Here is a 15,352-nt window from a genome sequence, read left to right as displayed (position 1 = left end):
ATTGCACTATGATGTATATATTTTTAGGAGGAATTAAAAATGTTGAACAGAGATAAAGATATATTGAAATCATTATCTGATTTGGATTTATCTCCAACTATGGAGAAAAATGCTAGAGATAAGTATGATGCCTTATCAAAATACTTAGATGAACAAGGTTTGGATTCTGATTTTTATCCACAGGGTTCATTTTTGATAGGTACAACGATACGCCCATACCGTGATGGTAAAGAACATGATTATGATTTAGATGTATTGGCGATATTGAAAAGAAAAAAGGAAGACACTAATGCAAAAAGTGTAAAAAATGATGTTGGAAATTGTATAAAAGAAAGTGGAATTTATTCCGATAAGTTAGAAAAAGAAGATAGAAATTGCTGGACGCTAAAATATGCAGAAGTAGCTGATGGTGTTGGATTTTCTTTGGATATTGTCCCATCAGTTGACGAAGATATTTCGATAAAGAACGACATTATTAACTCGGGAGTTTCGTATTCAAATGCACGGAAAACTGTTGCCATAACAAATAAAGAATCATCTGACTATGATTGGCTTACCAGTAATCCTCTCGGATTTGGTGATTGGTTTTTGGAAATTAGTAATAAGCATTTAAGTACTGATATGAAATCAGAGCAATACAATAATTTGCCATACGACATAAGGATGGTGTTTGCAAGTGCAGAGAAAATACCAACTTACTACTATAGATCAAGTTTGCAAAGAGCTGTCCAGTTTATAAAGAGACATAGAGATATTTATTATGACAGAAGCAAATTGAGGGGAGACAAGCCATCGTCAATTTTAATCTCAGCTTTAGTTGCAGACAGCATAAAAAACGAATGGCTTTTATCGGTTTCAGACATAGTAAATGCTTTTATTGTTGGATTTAGTAATAAAACTATATCTCTAATGCAGGATGGCAAAATATTAAATCCAGTTGATTTAAGAGAAAATCTTATTGAACGATATACAGATAATAGGCTGAGTAATATGGGTAAATGGATTTCGGCATTAAACGACTTTATGAATATTGAGGATGAACGAAAATTCAAACAAAGTATTCACAATGATATTAACACAAGAGTATTTGCAGAAACTTTTGAAACGCCTACAATAATTACACCTACAAAACCTTGGAAGAAGTAGTATGAGTTATGGATTGAGTTATGAAGTCAAACAAATATTAGATAGTCAGCCGAGATTAATAATGGTTGAAAATGATATAGAGTGGATAATCCAAGGGGTATATAAATACTCCCTGGATTATGATGGACATATTGCTCAAGGCGAAAGAAATATTAAGCTCATAGTTCAAAAAAACTTTCCCAATAGCATTCCAAAGTTTTATGTATCTGATTATCCAGAACATATAGAACATATTTATCAGGATGGTAATGTTTGTTTGGCTACAATAGGTGAAATGATATATTTTTTAAATGAAAACCCGTCTTTGATAGCTTTTATCAAGAAGTTTGTGAATGCTTTTATATACACCTTGGATTGGTTTGAAAAATACAATACTTATCCATTTGGTGACAGAAAACACGGATATAAAGGGTTACTAGATTATTATTTAAATGATTTGAAGTTGACCAAAGATCAATACAAGAAGATGGTAATTATGATTTATGAGGACAAATATAGAGGTCATATTCCGTGTCTTTGCGGTTCGGGTAAAAAGCTTAGAGATTGTCACGGAAAATATATGTTGCCTATTATAAAAAATGCTTCGTATAAGAATGAATTTATAACAGAAGCATATATGATATTAACGAAGGATGGTAAAAATGTCAGCAGAAAATCCTCAGAATAAAGATTTTATTATTTCAAAAAGATTTGCAATAGGTCAAGATGTTTTCGGTGTGCTGGCATTTGCATTAGCTATTTTTCAGGGCGTAACATTGATTATACCTGCTAAGATTTTTCTTTCTATAGTAGGCGTAGTATTAGTGGTCGAATATATGTCATCACATTACAAAAATGTTTTTTTTGATAAAGGGCATCGGATTAGAGAAACGGGGCTTATTGATAATAGTTTTAATGAAAAAAGAATTCCAAACTATAATAGTGAACCTTATTATAATAATGCTTCTATATCAAAAGAGGAAATAAAGTTATTGGCGAACATACACGAGAATTCCCTATTCACATCTCGTATAGCAGCTAAAATGTCATTTCCATATTATCTTTTATCAGTTGTTGCTTTTTTATTCTTTGTATTAAAACTTTTTATTAGCGGGATGGATGATTACTCATCATTACTGCTAAGCTTTATAGTATCCAGCAGTTTTTTTGATAGAGCTATTATGTTGAATTCTCTTAAAGAGTCATCTGAAGATGTGTATGAGAAAGCAAACGAAATATGTAATTCATATGAAAAGCATTCAGCGAAAGCAAGTGTAATTTTACCACAAATAATAGAAGTGTTACTACTCTATGAAAACGCCGTATTTGAATCGAAAATCATTCTTTCTGAAAGGCTATTTTGCAATCTGAACAATGCTTTAAGCAAGGAATGGATTGATATTAGGGATAGTTATTTAATATATGCAAATCAAAAAGAGATGAAGTGATAGTCACCTCTCCATCTCTTTCCACATATATTTCTCGTAATTTTTTCTAATTTGATAAAGTTCGGTCATCTCAGATTTGGATGAAGAATACTCTTGCATAAGGGTATTCTTTTTTTCGTTTAAGGGTTCAAGCTCCTCAAAAATCTGCTTGGAATTTGGCATTTTAGAGTAGGATGTTTTAAGGTCGGTAAGGGCTTTTTTATATAAACGGATTTCTGATTTATGTTCACCGGCAAAGGCTTTGTCGGTAGGATCTTTCTTATATGCCTGATAAATTTGGCGGTATTTCGTTATAGTATGGACTTGCTCCATAGTAGCGGAAAGGGTAGCTATTTTCTCGTCAAGTACCTTAATTTCGTCCTGTAGGCTTTGCCTTTTGTCTGCACTTTTTTTAATAAAATCATCAAGCTGAGCAAGAGACTTAAAGCCTTTTTCACGCATTAAAATAACAGTATCTGAAGCTACTTGCAGGTTGTGTTTTGTAGCCCAGAATTCATATCCCTTGCTTGATTGTGCCTTTTCATTGTTAGCAATATCAATGATATTTCCAATACGCTTTTTAACTGTGAAAGTCTTTTTGTTTTCATTTTCCAAAAGTCTATCTTTAAGTCTGGCTTCCGTATAATCTTCTCCGATAGTTTTTGCTCTTGTAAATCTTTCCTTGTCTTTATGCTTAAAAGCGATGTGCTTACCGTACTTGATTTGATAGCCGAGATCCGCCATCTTTTTCAAGAATTCGTCCCAGTCTTTTGACTGTTTTATCATTCTGTCAATATCAAACTGAAGCTTGCTTTTCCAAGAAGTTCCGTTTTTAGCTTGCTCATTTTCATACCAGGATTTGCCGTTCGTCCTATACTTTTTCTTAAATCTTTCGTAGTATTCGTCAATGACTGACAGGCTATTTTCTTTACATAGGTTATCGCTTTGATAACGGATTTGATGATAGCTTCTCTTGTTGGACTGATAGCATTTGCCCGTTACCATATTTACATTATTAAAGATGATATGGTTGTGGATATGTCCTTTGTCAATGTGGGTAGAGAGGATAAATTCATACTCATCTTTAAGTATTCTGTTGCAAAGTTCCAGACCAATTTGATGTGCCATTTCAGGCGTAGCTTCGCCCGGCAAGAACGATTGAATAAGATGTCTTGCAAGTACAGAACCTCTTATATTATTTTCTTCTCTTCGCCTTAAAAATTGTGTGTGAGCGGAAGCTGTGTGGCATTTATTGGTGCTGATTAGGATTTTTTCATCCGTCTTTTCGGCATTGGTTATATAGTCAATCGCCAAATTAAGCGTAGATTTTATAGGGTGAATTTTTGTTATTGCCATTACTTATCATCTCCAGTTTCGGCAGTTCTTCCAAGCAGAAGAGAGTGAATTTGCCATATCTCTTTTGAAATGTGGTCTATCTGGTTTTTCATATCATTGATGTCATCGCTATAGATAATTCCTGTAGAATTCACTCGTTTTGCAATCTGATTGATGTTGCTTGTAGCGTTATAAAGAAGTCCCTGCAAATCTGCAAAGGGCTGTAAATCAACCTGATAAATCTCCTTTTCAAGAACGCATTTTCTAATAAAAAGGTTCATATTTTTGCACTTAGCAAGTTTTCGTTTCTTTTCAAAAAGTGCCTTTTCTTTTTCATTAACTCTTACGATTAGCTGAATATTTCTTTCTCTGTTTTCCATAATTTCGTCTCCTTTCGGTGTATTTCGGGGTCTTAGGGTTCTCCCTAACAAGCTAAAAATTGATAAAAAAAGAAGCAGGGTCGGGTTCCTGCTTCATCGATTTTTCCGTCTTTGGCTATCCAAAGACTGTGCTTGCTACAAAAGAATGATTTGTAGATTAAGCGTTAAGCGAGTATTGAGTTTTGTTAGTTATTATATCCTGCATAGAATTATTTGTCAGCGTCCTTTGAGAGCTTTTAATAAGTCGAATTATCTCTATCTCTTATGGGGTTATAGTCTTTCAGAAATTCTGTTCTCGGTCTTTCGATATTGTATCTGGAAGAGGAAAGTATGCCCATCTTGTATAACTCAGATATTTTCAAGTTTACAAGGTTGATTTCCACGCCCAGCTCATTAGCAAGAGAGCGATCCGATACATCTTCATTTTCTAAAAGCCGTATGATTTCTTTATCATTAATCAGAAGATGAGCCGCAAAAATATTTGCTTCTATTTCGTGGCAACCTAATTCTCTGAAGATAGAAACCTCGTGAAAGGCATTTGCCTTTGCGTAATTTCTATGAAGTTGGTCGTGTCCAATCTCATGAGCTAAGACAACTTTCCTGATACTTGGATGTAAATCTGCGGAAAGAAAGATAAAACGGTTTTTCTGTATGACCTGATACATTCCAAGAAGATGAGTCATGTTGTTCATTACTTCAAGATGAATATTGAGGTCTTTGGCAAGCTCAAAAGGATCACGAGTAAAATACTTTCTGACCAAAGCATTGGCTTTTTCGTATATCCAATCGTTTGTCATAGCTCACCTTTATTTATCTTTCTTCTTACCATATTTCTTGTTAATATCTTTTGCTTTCCAGTAGGCTCTTGTGATTGCCTGGAATGCTTCTTCCATATCTTCTTCGGGTAAAGTACCGCCTGCAAACATACTGCTTACTCCCTCGGCTAAAGCTCTGACTTTTGCAACTTCCGTTGTGCCGTATCTGTTAGAAACTTCTTCCAAAAATTCATCTTCCTCCGTCATAAGAAAGTTATAATCGCAGCCCATAACCTCGGCTATTTTTTCATAGACTTCCTTTTGCTTCGGGTATCTTTTCCCTTGCTCATACAAAAGCAGCGTTCTTTTGCTTACGCCGATAAGTTTTGCAAATTCGTCCTGGGTGTAGTCGTTTTCGGTTCTAAAGCTTCTCACTTTTTCTCCAAAGTTCATTTTATCCTCCTATTGAACCTAAGTTCACCTAAAAAATATAAAGTGAATTTAGGTACTTGCTTTTCTCTTTTTCTTTGTGTATAATTAAATAGAACTTAAGTACACTTATTATAACATCTGAAGAACTTAAATGCAATGAATATTTTGCGGTAAGTTTTAAGAAATACATGGGAAACAAAGCGAGGTGAGGGCAGATGGCGAAGGGGAAAATGCTTAGGGAATTGGAAAGGCTCTATGAGAGTCATGAGCTTTCTTTTTTACCGACCAAACTGAAAGCAAAAGCCGTACTTTCGATATACAGAAATGTCGTTTGGTCAGTAAAAAATACGGCACAGTGCCTTGTCTGCGAGCAGGAAGTAACCTATGGGAGTGATTTGGGAGAGGCACTTTCATATCTGGAAAGTTTTGCTCCCGATAGAGTCCTTGATGATTTTGAAGCAAGGGTCAGACATCTTTTTGAAACGAAATGGCTGATTGATATTATCGACAGTGCATTGATAAGGTTAAAAGAATATCCTGTTCACGGTCAGTGCTACTATACGATAATTCAATACTCTTATCTTAGCCGTGATAAATATTCAAACGAGGAGATAATGAGAAAGGTTGCATTAGAAAAGACATCATTCTACGAGCGGAAAAATGAAGCGATCGCCATTATGGGCATAGCACTTTGGGGATACGCTCTTCCGACTCTTTTAAAAGAAATCAGTGATGAAAAATCGAAAGGAGAACAGAGATGAAGATAATGCCCATATATGATTTGAGGAATAAAGATGAAGTGGCTCTTCTTATGAAAAGGTTAGATGATGACATCGTAGACAGTATTGAGGGGTTGCCTGACAGTATGATTTTACTGGTACCTGAAAAAGCTTGTCCGACTATGACTCTGCAAGACTTAAAAGAAAAATTATCGGATAAAAGGCGGATAAAATACGGAGTTGTTGCGGACTAATGACGGAGTACCTACGGACAATCATCGGACAAAGAGGGGACTCTAAGCGAACTTCATATATGCTAAAGTGTATATAGTGGGACGGAACTAATTTAATATCACGGGCAAAGACCATAAGTGAAAAACTTATGGTCTTTTTTTATGCCCATTTTTAGGAGGCTTATGAAAAGGATAAGAAGTCCTCCACATTCTTTTGGATTTTTACAAGCAAACAAATTCAAAAGAACACGGAGGAAAAAATGGATAAGAAATACTACATTTTCGTTGGAGACGAAAAAATCGAAGTAGACCAAGAAGTCTATAAAAGCTACTGGCAAATTACAAATAGGGAAAGATATTTAGAGCGACTTGACAGACAACACAAGTTGCTCTTTTTTTCTGACCTCAGCACAGAATATTCCTTTGAGGATACTATTGCCGATGAGAATTACGATTTGGAAAAAATCGTTGAAACCAAGATGCTTATCGACAGGGTTAGAGAAGCGATTGACTCGTTAAATGATGAGGAAAGAGAAGTCATAGAAAGACTTTACTATCAGGATGAGTCTATTCGCTCGATAGCAACATCAAAAGGAATATCAGCACCGGCTTTGTTCAAACGAAGAAATAAGATTTTGAAAAAGTTAAAGGAACTACTAAATGATTTAGTGTAAAGCAGTATTATAGTAGGCGGAGTCAAATCCGCCTGCTACCCTTTATATTTGAGGGTGATATTTTGTGCATTGTTAAACATACTTCAGATAGGGTATGATTAAATAAGAAAATACAAATTAGAGGTGGTATATTTGAAATTAAAAAATTATTTGTTCGACTTATATCCCGAATATCCAATTGGGTTTAATTTAAAGACAAGAAAAGATCCTGATAAGTGTAGCGAACAACTTTATGATGATATAGAGAAGATTTTCTTTAGTAAAGAACGGTTAGATAGCTTAGAACTAAACTCTATAGAAAATAAGTGCCAAAATTTTAACAATGGAGATTTCTATACATTATTTATTGATGATGGTAAGTATAGACTGTCATCAGATTATATAGGAGCTTCTGTTTATTGGGCAAAACAAGCAGGATTAGCTGACGAAGAGATTGTTGAATACTTAATGATTTCCAGAACTATTGGAGGTCATATGGTATTCCCAAGAGGTCAAGGAACAACAGTAAATCAAGCGAGAAGTGGAGAAAATTCATATTATGATAGATTTGATTTAACACTTCTTGCAATAAAAAAAATGGTATTTAAATGATAATTCAAAGATAAATTATGCGATTGAAAATTACAGCGATTGGTTTGCTTTATTTAGAACTTTTGATAAGTTTATATCATTTTTTGGGTTAGAGGGTTTTATATATGATGAGTCTATAATTGATTTGGTCAGTTCAGATTTGGAAAAAGGATTGATAATTCCGTTAAAGAGAGAAGATATATATATTCCAAATCAAAAAGAGGAATATAAAAGATATTTCAATAATAGCAATAAAATTATTAAAGACAGAACAGAGAAACTCAGTTTAATCTAATTAAAAGCCAGTATATCTGCAAGCATCTACTTGAAATAAAGTAGGTGCTTTTTTATTTTCTCAAAAATTTCTCATAAAAGTGGTTAACATCAAGGTCGAATTTTCACTGTACATAGTGAGGGGGTAATTGCTTCTTTCGTGATAGAGAAATCTATATCCCAAAACTTAAAAGCAACTCTCATAGCGAAAGCTATTTGTTCTTTGACAACTGAATAGACCAAGGTAGGACTTTATCCGCTTGCTAAGAATTATGACCTACGCCAAGACTTTTCTGCTGATGAAAATCGGTTCAAATGAATACCGGAGCTAACCGAGGATAGAAGAAAACGAGCGACAGATAGGAATACATAAAAGATAAGTGTGGCAACTTATTTCGATGATGCAAGTGGTGATAATGATACTTCAATAGTTTAAGCCGCCTCGTCTGGAACAGGGGGCGGAGGTGAGATTCCTATGTAGCAGCCAATGCACCTACCAATGTCAAAAAACTTATATTTGATAAAATGCGAGGTTATGATTATGAAAAATGAAAACAAGAAAAATGAAGATAAAAAGCAAATAGAGAAAAATTATGAGAAGAAGATAACCTACTCAAGCAGCAAGAGCGAAAAGCTTGATTTGCTGGATATTATTGAAATGCACCTCTTAAGGTCGGTCATAAAACTATAGGGCTGACATAAAAATCCGAGTGCGGTACAATATAAGCGGTAGAAGCAATCTTCCTAAATGACTATTTGCCAAAATAAAATTTTAGGAGGGTTCTTATGAACAATAATATCGCTTGTATGTATCTTCGTCTTTCAAGAGAGGACGGGGATATTTCAGAAAGCAATTCTATTTCAAATCAAAGACAAATTATCAAGTCTTATGCTAAAGAAAACGGCATTACCATATCGAATGAGTATGTAGATGACGGCTTTAGCGGTTCTAATTTTGACAGACCGAACTTCAAGAATATGATTGAAGACTTAAACGCAGGTAAGTTTAAGATAATTATCGTAAAAGACTTATCCCGTTTCGGTAGAGATTATATCGAGTCCGGCAAATACTTACAAAAGATATTTCCCGAAAAAGGTATACGCTTTATTTCCGTAAATGATAATTACGACAGCGACAACGCTGATGTGAGCGATACCCACCTGATACTTCCTATTAGAAACTTTATTAACGACAGTTACTGCCGTGATATTTCTATGAAAGTAAAATCATCTAAGGAGGTCAAAAGGAAAAACGGAGAATTTATCGGCTCTTTCGCTCCATTCGGTTATAAGAAAGACAGTAAGAATAAACATAAGCTTGTGGTTGACACGGAGGTTTCTCATATTGTCAGCCGTATTTTTGATATGAAAATTGAGGGATATTCCTCAAAGGCAATCGCTGATTTTCTAAACAGCATAGGTATGGTTACTCCGTCAAGGCATAAGGAAAATAAGGGCGATAACTTTAGTACGGGTTTTATCGTAAAAGATGCCAAGTGGGACGCTAAGATGGTCAACAGAGTCATCACCAATAAGGTATATATAGGCGTTTTAGAACAAGGCAAGACGGCAAAGCTCAATTACAAATCCAAAAGAGAAGTCGATGTAGCCAAGGATGATTGGATCACAATAGAAAATGCTCATGAAAGCATTGTTTCAAAATCCGTATTTGCACTGGCAAATAAAATGCTGCTTCGTGATGTAAAAGCTTCAAAAGAAAATCCGAGCATTCTGTCAGGAATGCTTTACTGTAAAGATTGTGGTAGCCCGATGATTAGACGAAAAGTTAAGTCAAAAGATGGCTACAACATCTTTTATATATGTTCTGAATACAACATTAAGGGCGAATGCACAAGGCACAGCGTTAAAGAAGATTATGTAATAGGTGCTACCATTCACGCTCTGAATGATTATCTTTCAAAATATAATGAGCTTCTTAAAAAGGTAAGTAAAATTGATGTTTCTAAGCTCACAATCAAGGCTGATTTCGACTCCTTAAAAGCAGAGAAGAAAAAGTACGAAAGACTTAGAGGCTCTCTTTATATGGACTTGGAGGAAGAGCTTATTACCACAGAAGAGTTTGAGAGATTTAGAAAAAATTATCTTCTTAAGATTAGGGAGATTGAGAAACAAATTATTACAAAGCAAAAAACGATAGAAGAATTAAAAGAAAAAATTAAAGATAAGGGTAGTTTTGTTTCCGATATTATTCCTAATGTAGAAGAGGGTACGCTGAATAGATTATCCTTGGTGTCTTTCATTGACCGCATAGAGATTGGCGAAGATAACGCCATAAACTTTGTCTTTAATAATATGGATACAGTAAATCTAATGCAGGCAATTTTAGACAGTGAAAAATGCGAGTTTAAGGCTTTAGATGAAAATAAGGTGAGAGTATTTACCATAGGCAGAGCTTATGGCGAAGCCTTAGAAATGAATATGCCAAAACTTGCGGTGGGAGGTGTTTGCTGATGGCAAGGACTTCCAAAAGATACATTCAAAAGGCTGAGGATAGTACAGAAAAGGTATTTTATAAAGCAGGTATTTACACAAGACTGTCATCTGAAAGAAAAGAAGAATGGAGAGAGAAATCTTCTTCCATTGAAACGCAGGTGCTTTGCTGTAAAGAATATGCCTTAAAAGAAAACATTAAGGTATTAAACACATACACTGATTATGAATACAGCGGAACAAATTTTGAAAGACCTCAGTTTCAGGAGATGATGCAGGATATTAAGGATAGAAAGATAAACTGCATTATCATAAGAGATTTATCAAGACTTGGCAGAGAATATCTTGAAATGGGAAGACTGATTGACAAGGTATTTCCGTTTTTAGGCGTTAGGTTTATCTCGGTTAATGACAAGGTTGATACCGTAAAGAACTTAGACTCAAAAAAGTCATTTGAGGTAACGCTTAAAAATATCGTCAACGATATGTATGCCAAAGATATTTCCGTCAAGATAAAAACAAGCAAGCATAACAGGGCAAAAAACGGATATTTTATCGGTACTGTTCCGCCTTACGGATATAAGGTTGTAAAGCTGAAAGAGGGACAGAAATTAGAGGTAGATGAAAAAGTTCGCTTTATAGTAGAAGAGATGTTTCGTTTAACGCTTGAGGGAAAAAGCCAATATGAAGTTGCAAAATACCTTAATAAAAAAGGCTATGCCACAGGGATGGTTTACTACAAGACCGGAAGAGTTTACAGGCTTGAGGGAGAATCACAGTGGCATAAGTCTACTATTTCTAAAATCCTTACAAATAGAGCTTATACCGGCACATTGGTGCAGGGAGTAAGACAGCAAAATCTTGCAAAGGGTGTAAAACAGCATTTTGTAGAGGAAAATGAGCAGATAGTATTTGAAAATGCTCACGAACCTATTATTTCAACAGAAGATTTTGAAAAGGTGCTTGAGGGTAGAAAACAAAGACTTGAAAATCATCGTTTCGCTGCCAAAATGCACGACTTTGAAAGAGATTATGAAAATAGATATAAGGGCTTGGTTTTCAACAATAACACCGGCAAAGAGCTTTTTAGAAGAACAAGAATATACGGTAAAAATCAGGATAGACTTTACTATTCTTTTCAAAATGACACCTATACGGGAACACTTGAAAAAGAAAAAAGTGTCTTCGTCATGGAAAGAGATTTAGATAAGGCTATCAGTGATAGGGTATCCGAGTTTATTACCAAAGCTACAAGTAAGAAAAAGTTTATTGAAAGAGTGTCTTTGAGATTTGATGAGGGGCTTTCCCTTGCCATAAAAGATATTGATAAGCTAAAAGATAAGGTGCTGAAAGAAGAGCTGCTCATTCAAAAGGCGTATGAGGAATATAGCCTTGGAAAGATTGACAGAGAGCTTTATTCATTGAAAAGAGAAATTGCTCTAAGTCATATAGCAACGATTAACAATGAAGTGATTGCCCTTGAAAACAAGGCGAAGGAGCTTGAAAAGGAAAAGAGAAAATCACTCAAATGGATAAAGGATGTATTCTCGGCAAAGGAAATTGAAAAGCTTTCAGGCGATTTAATTCACAGCCTGGTAGAAAAGATAATCGTTTATGCCAATCACAACTTTGAGGTGGTTTTTAAATTTAATATGGATATGCTGATGGGAGGTGCAGAAAATGAGTAAGATAGCCCTTTATATCAGACTTTCCGTAGAAGATCAGATGAAGAAAGACGAGAGCGAAAGCATCATAAATCAAAGGCAATATCTGAATGACTATCTCAATAAAAATGAAGAGTTTAAGTCTTTTCAAAGGGAAGAATATATTGATGACGGTTACACCGGAACAAACGAAAAGCGTCCTTCTTTTCAAAGAATGCTTGAGGAAGTAAAGTCCGGAAAGATTAACGCAATCATCGTAAAAGACCTATCAAGGTTTATGAGGGACTATATTGCTCTTGGCGATTACCTTGAAAATATCTTTCCGTTTCTTGGTATCAGATTTATAGCCATCAATGACGGATATGACAGTGCCAAAGAAAAAGGAAATGGAACAGACCTTGATATTCAGTTCAAGGGACTGCTATATGACTTTTACACAAAGGATATTTCACAAAAGATTAAGTCGGTTTCAACGGAACTTAAAAAGCAAGGAAAATTCCTTGCCTGGAGTCCTCCGCTTGGATATATGAAAGATCCGGCTGATAAGCATAATATTATCATTGATGAAAAAACGGCTTGGATAGTCAGAAAAGTGTTCGACTTAGCGTTAAGCGGAATGGCTACCAGAAAGATTGCAGCCATAATGAATGCGGAGAATATCCCAACACCGAATGAGCGTAAAAAAGAGCTTACCAATATGGACTACGAGTATAAAATCGTATCTTCGGAAAACAGAAAAAATCCTACTTGGACAAACGGAACTGTAACGGATATGCTCTCAAACGAAAATTACACAGGCACTTATGTTTTTAATATGCAAGAAAAATCAGTGCTGACACCTGGAAGCTTCAAGTTTCATCCAAAAGAGGAATGGGGCAGGGTGTATAACCATCACGAAGCTATTATCTCTCAGGAAGAATTTGATAAGGTTCAAGCCATAAAAGAAAGCAGACGCTTTATTAAAGGTAAGAACACTGATTACCCTTGGAGACAGCATTCGCCACTTCAAGGCTTTGCTAAATGCCCTACTTGTAACCACATCTTGGGATTTGTTCAGTCAAAAAGACCGAGGCTTGATGGAAGCGTAAGAGTACACAAGTATTTTCATTGTAGAATTTGTAAATGCAACAATGTGGAGCATAAGAACTCAAGAGCTGAAAAACTGGAAGAACAGGTGTTAACTCTTATTAAAGAAAAATATGGAGAGGTTAAAGCTGAGCAAAAGGATAGGGCAAGCATTAAAGATTTGGAAAAGCAAGTCGCAAGACTTGAAGCTAAAAAGACTTCAGACTTTGAAAAATACAAACTTGGTAAAATTACAAAGCTCAAATTCATAGAAAACAAAAAGAGCATCGACAAAGAACTTGAAAGCCTATCGGAAAGAATAGAGGAACTGTCTAAACAAGATGAGGTCTTTAAGGACAATGAGCTTACAAGGGAGTTAATGGAAAAGTACATTGACTCTGTCCTATGTGAGGGAAGTATTGTTCAGAAAATCATATGGAAATAGACGCATGAGGGAGTGAGAAATCACTCTCTTTTGTTGTCCAAAAATAGACAATACATTTTGTGTCATTCGCTTGACACGAGAGGGTTCGGGTTCTCTGCTTCTGAAAGCAGAAAAGATTCTCGGTAAGGATGCCGTCAGAAACGGCTTTTACGGACAGGAAATCAATATCACGACTTACAACCTCTGTCGTATCAATATGTTCCTGCATGACGTGGGCTTTGATAAGTTCGACATTGCCTGCGAGGACACCTTGACCGCACCGCAGCATTGGGATGACGAGCCGTTTGAGCTGATCGTTTCCAATCCCCCTTACTCGATCAAATGGGCGGGTGACGATAATCCTCTGCTGATCAACGATCCTCGTTTTTCTCCTGCTGGTGTTCTTGCACCGAAGTCCAAGGCTGACCTTGCGTTTATCATGCACTCCCTATCTTGGCTTGCAACAGGCGGTACGGCGGCTATCGTTTGTTTCCCCGGCATTATGTACCGTGGCGGCGCAGAGCAGAAAATCAGAAAGTATCTGATTGACAATAACTTTATCGACTGCATTATCCAGTTGCCGAGCAATCTGTTCTTTGGTACTTCCATTGCAACCTGCATTATGGTTTTGAAGAAAGGCAAGTCCGACAACAAGACCTTGTTTATTGATGCTTCCAACGAGTGCATCAAGGTTACGAACAACAACAAGCTGACACAGGCGAACATGGACAAAATCGTGGAGACCTTTGCCGCCCGTGCGGAGGAAGCACACTTCTCCCATCTGGCAAGCTATGAAGAAATCACAGAAAACGACTACAATCTTTCCGTGTCCACTTATGTTGAAGCAGAGGACACCAGAGAAAAAATCGACATTGTAAAGCTCAATGCCGAGATTGAGGAAATCGTTGCCCGTGAACAGGTTCTCCGTGATGAAATTGCGAAGATTATCGCAGAAATCGAGGTGGGCGTATGAGACTGTATTTGACAAGACCTCGTTCAAACATAAAAGCCGTAGCTGAGTATGATATGGCAAGTAAATCTTTTGTAGTTCTGAAAGATAGCGTTATTTCTGAAACGATTGCATATAGCGAGAAATTCAGAGGTGCAAAGTCCATTGAAAAATCCCGTGTAGGTGTGGTTGATGGTACAAGAGTAATCAAAGATGTCCCTTTCAAGAGTGCTTCCACAGCCGCAAATTTTGTGACAGGAGCAAGCACAAACGGACTGACCGCATGGAAAGATGAAAATGGCAAAGCTCTGAAAGTGATACTTGCGGAAAAGGAGGGCAATAATGAGTAAATTAGACGAATTGATTTCCCTCTACTGTCCAGACGGTGTTCCGCATAAAACGCTTGGAGAGTTGGGAACGTTCTTTGGTGGTCTGACGGGCAAATCGAAAGACGATTTTACCGATGGCAACGCAAAGTTCATTACCTATAAGAATGTTTACTCTAACCCTGCATTGCAGATTGATGTAGAGGACAGAGTAAAAATCGCTGATAGAGAGAAACAGCGTACATTGCAGTACGGAGATGTTATTTTCACAGGTTCTTCCGAGACCCCAGACGAATGTGGTATTTCTTCTGTTGTAACCGTTAAAACAGAAGAAAAGCTGTATCTGAATAGTTTCTGCTTCTTCTTCCGTTTCAATGATTTAAGTATCATGTTGCCGGACTTCGCAAAGCACCTGTTCCGTTCAAGCGATTTACGATACCAGATCGGTAAAACCGCAAGCGGCGTTACTCGCTTCAATGTATCGAAAAAGCTGATGGAGAATGTTATTATTCCTCTGCCACCTCTTGAGGTGCAGAGTGAAATTGTCCGT

Annotated in this window: 18 protein-coding genes and 1 pseudogene; 15 read left to right on the top strand and 4 right to left on the bottom strand. The window is 36.3% G+C overall.

Translation table 11 applies throughout. From position 1 onward, the window contains the following. Positions 1-39: 39 nt before the first annotated feature. The 3 genes from DS742_RS23565 to DS742_RS23555 are packed head-to-tail and all read left to right on the top strand — an operon-like array spanning position 40 to position 2,573. Positions 40-1,146, top strand: coding sequence for a nucleotidyltransferase domain-containing protein (locus DS742_RS23565; protein WP_117419403.1), 1,107 nt, complete (start codon positions 40-42; stop codon positions 1,144-1,146). A 1-nt stretch (position 1,147) separates the two neighbouring features. After that, complete coding sequence (locus tag DS742_RS23560) at positions 1,148-1,813, top strand: YecA family protein (protein WP_117419402.1); 666 nt, start codon at positions 1,148-1,150, stop codon at positions 1,811-1,813. Beyond that, positions 1,788-2,573, top strand: coding sequence for a hypothetical protein (locus DS742_RS23555; protein WP_117419401.1), 786 nt, complete (start codon positions 1,788-1,790; stop codon positions 2,571-2,573). The genes DS742_RS23560 and DS742_RS23555 overlap by 26 nt, the downstream gene beginning before the upstream one ends. A gap of 3 nt (positions 2,574-2,576) precedes the next feature. Here the strand turns inward: DS742_RS23555 and DS742_RS23550 are convergent, their stop codons facing one another. The 4 genes from DS742_RS23550 to DS742_RS23535 form a co-directional block, all read right to left on the bottom strand. Further along, positions 2,577-3,908: a relaxase/mobilization nuclease domain-containing protein gene (locus tag DS742_RS23550; protein ID WP_117419400.1), complete on the bottom strand. Its 1,332-nt coding sequence runs from the start codon at positions 3,906-3,908 to the stop codon at positions 2,577-2,579. After that, a complete protein-coding gene (locus tag DS742_RS23545) occupies positions 3,908-4,267 on the bottom strand; it encodes a plasmid mobilization protein (RefSeq protein WP_117419399.1) in 360 nt (119 codons plus the stop codon). The genes DS742_RS23550 and DS742_RS23545 overlap by 1 nt, the downstream gene beginning before the upstream one ends. A gap of 236 nt (positions 4,268-4,503) precedes the next feature. Beyond that, positions 4,504-5,064: an ImmA/IrrE family metallo-endopeptidase gene (locus tag DS742_RS23540; RefSeq protein WP_117419398.1), complete on the bottom strand. Its 561-nt coding sequence runs from the start codon at positions 5,062-5,064 to the stop codon at positions 4,504-4,506. 9 nt (positions 5,065-5,073) lie between these two features. Then, complete coding sequence (locus DS742_RS23535; protein ID WP_117419397.1) at positions 5,074-5,475, bottom strand: helix-turn-helix domain-containing protein; 402 nt, start codon at positions 5,473-5,475, stop codon at positions 5,074-5,076. A 194-nt stretch (positions 5,476-5,669) separates the two neighbouring features. Between DS742_RS23535 and DS742_RS23530 the strand changes: the two genes are divergently transcribed. The 12 genes and pseudogenes from DS742_RS23530 to DS742_RS23480 all read left to right on the top strand — a co-directional run. Continuing rightward, positions 5,670-6,215, top strand: coding sequence for a hypothetical protein (locus DS742_RS23530; protein ID WP_117419396.1), 546 nt, complete (start codon positions 5,670-5,672; stop codon positions 6,213-6,215). Beyond that, positions 6,212-6,427: a hypothetical protein gene (locus DS742_RS23525; RefSeq protein ID WP_117419395.1), complete on the top strand. Its 216-nt coding sequence runs from the start codon at positions 6,212-6,214 to the stop codon at positions 6,425-6,427. The genes DS742_RS23530 and DS742_RS23525 overlap by 4 nt, the downstream gene beginning before the upstream one ends. A gap of 239 nt (positions 6,428-6,666) precedes the next feature. Beyond that, positions 6,667-7,080, top strand: a complete 414-nt coding sequence (locus DS742_RS23520) for an RNA polymerase sigma factor (RefSeq protein ID WP_117419394.1) — start codon at positions 6,667-6,669, stop codon at positions 7,078-7,080. A gap of 132 nt (positions 7,081-7,212) precedes the next feature. Further along, positions 7,213-7,671, top strand: coding sequence for a DUF6994 family protein (locus DS742_RS29610; RefSeq protein WP_242996715.1), 459 nt, complete (start codon positions 7,213-7,215; stop codon positions 7,669-7,671). Between the two features lie 10 nt (positions 7,672-7,681). After that, positions 7,682-7,945: a DUF6994 family protein gene (locus DS742_RS30160; RefSeq protein ID WP_437126209.1), complete on the top strand. Its 264-nt coding sequence runs from the start codon at positions 7,682-7,684 to the stop codon at positions 7,943-7,945. A gap of 519 nt (positions 7,946-8,464) precedes the next feature. Then, positions 8,465-8,614: a hypothetical protein gene (locus tag DS742_RS29020; RefSeq protein ID WP_002843633.1), complete on the top strand. Its 150-nt coding sequence runs from the start codon at positions 8,465-8,467 to the stop codon at positions 8,612-8,614. Positions 8,615-8,709: 95 nt separating this feature from the next. After that, entirely contained in the window at positions 8,710-10,395 is a 1,686-nt protein-coding gene (locus DS742_RS23505; RefSeq protein ID WP_117419392.1) for a recombinase family protein, read from the top strand. Further along, positions 10,395-12,062: a recombinase family protein gene (locus DS742_RS23500; protein ID WP_117419391.1), complete on the top strand. Its 1,668-nt coding sequence runs from the start codon at positions 10,395-10,397 to the stop codon at positions 12,060-12,062. Before DS742_RS23505 ends, DS742_RS23500 begins: the two co-directional genes overlap by 1 nt. Further along, on the top strand, positions 12,055-13,548 hold the full coding sequence (locus DS742_RS23495; RefSeq protein WP_117419390.1) for a recombinase family protein: 1,494 nt from the start codon (positions 12,055-12,057) through the stop codon (positions 13,546-13,548). The genes DS742_RS23500 and DS742_RS23495 overlap by 8 nt, the downstream gene beginning before the upstream one ends. A gap of 82 nt (positions 13,549-13,630) precedes the next feature. Continuing rightward, positions 13,631-14,500 (top strand): annotated as a pseudogene (locus tag DS742_RS23490) (type I restriction-modification system subunit M); the annotation flags it as partial. Beyond that, on the top strand, positions 14,497-14,826 hold the full coding sequence (locus DS742_RS23485) for a DUF4357 domain-containing protein (RefSeq protein WP_117419389.1): 330 nt from the start codon (positions 14,497-14,499) through the stop codon (positions 14,824-14,826). The pseudogene DS742_RS23490 and the gene DS742_RS23485, both read left to right, overlap by 4 nt. Next, the coding region (locus tag DS742_RS23480; protein WP_147325854.1) for a restriction endonuclease subunit S at positions 14,819-15,352 on the top strand (534 nt) is incomplete at its 3' end. The genes DS742_RS23485 and DS742_RS23480, both read left to right, overlap by 8 nt.

This window comes from Lacrimispora amygdalina (assembly GCF_003432035.1).
Lineage (GTDB): Bacteria > Bacillota > Clostridia > Lachnospirales > Lachnospiraceae > Lacrimispora > Lacrimispora amygdalina.
The sequence above is the reverse complement of the archived record's forward strand: the minus strand, read 5'-3'. Positions and strand labels throughout refer to the sequence as shown.

What these genes read in the sequence shown, in the direction of transcription:
- DS742_RS23545 (WP_117419399.1), bottom strand. Translation starts at nt 4,267, where the DNA reads ATGGAAAACAGAGAAAGAAATATTCAGCTAATCGTAAGAGTTAATGAA.
- DS742_RS23555 (WP_117419401.1), top strand. Translation starts at nt 1,788, where the DNA reads ATGTCAGCAGAAAATCCTCAGAATAAAGATTTTATTATTTCAAAAAGA.
- DS742_RS23565 (WP_117419403.1), top strand. Translation starts at nt 40, where the DNA reads ATGTTGAACAGAGATAAAGATATATTGAAATCATTATCTGATTTGGAT.
- DS742_RS23560 (WP_117419402.1), top strand. Translation starts at nt 1,148, where the DNA reads ATGAGTTATGGATTGAGTTATGAAGTCAAACAAATATTAGATAGTCAG.
- DS742_RS29020 (WP_002843633.1), top strand. Translation starts at nt 8,465, where the DNA reads ATGAAAAATGAAAACAAGAAAAATGAAGATAAAAAGCAAATAGAGAAA.
- DS742_RS23500 (WP_117419391.1), top strand. Translation starts at nt 10,395, where the DNA reads ATGGCAAGGACTTCCAAAAGATACATTCAAAAGGCTGAGGATAGTACA.
- DS742_RS23525 (WP_117419395.1), top strand. Translation starts at nt 6,212, where the DNA reads ATGAAGATAATGCCCATATATGATTTGAGGAATAAAGATGAAGTGGCT.
- DS742_RS23495 (WP_117419390.1), top strand. Translation starts at nt 12,055, where the DNA reads ATGAGTAAGATAGCCCTTTATATCAGACTTTCCGTAGAAGATCAGATG.
- DS742_RS23485 (WP_117419389.1), top strand. Translation starts at nt 14,497, where the DNA reads ATGAGACTGTATTTGACAAGACCTCGTTCAAACATAAAAGCCGTAGCT.
- DS742_RS23540 (WP_117419398.1), bottom strand. Translation starts at nt 5,064, where the DNA reads ATGACAAACGATTGGATATACGAAAAAGCCAATGCTTTGGTCAGAAAG.
- DS742_RS23505 (WP_117419392.1), top strand. Translation starts at nt 8,710, where the DNA reads ATGAACAATAATATCGCTTGTATGTATCTTCGTCTTTCAAGAGAGGAC.
- DS742_RS23530 (WP_117419396.1), top strand. Translation starts at nt 5,670, where the DNA reads ATGGCGAAGGGGAAAATGCTTAGGGAATTGGAAAGGCTCTATGAGAGT.
- DS742_RS23535 (WP_117419397.1), bottom strand. Translation starts at nt 5,475, where the DNA reads ATGAACTTTGGAGAAAAAGTGAGAAGCTTTAGAACCGAAAACGACTAC.
- DS742_RS23520 (WP_117419394.1), top strand. Translation starts at nt 6,667, where the DNA reads ATGGATAAGAAATACTACATTTTCGTTGGAGACGAAAAAATCGAAGTA.
- DS742_RS23550 (WP_117419400.1), bottom strand. Translation starts at nt 3,908, where the DNA reads ATGGCAATAACAAAAATTCACCCTATAAAATCTACGCTTAATTTGGCG.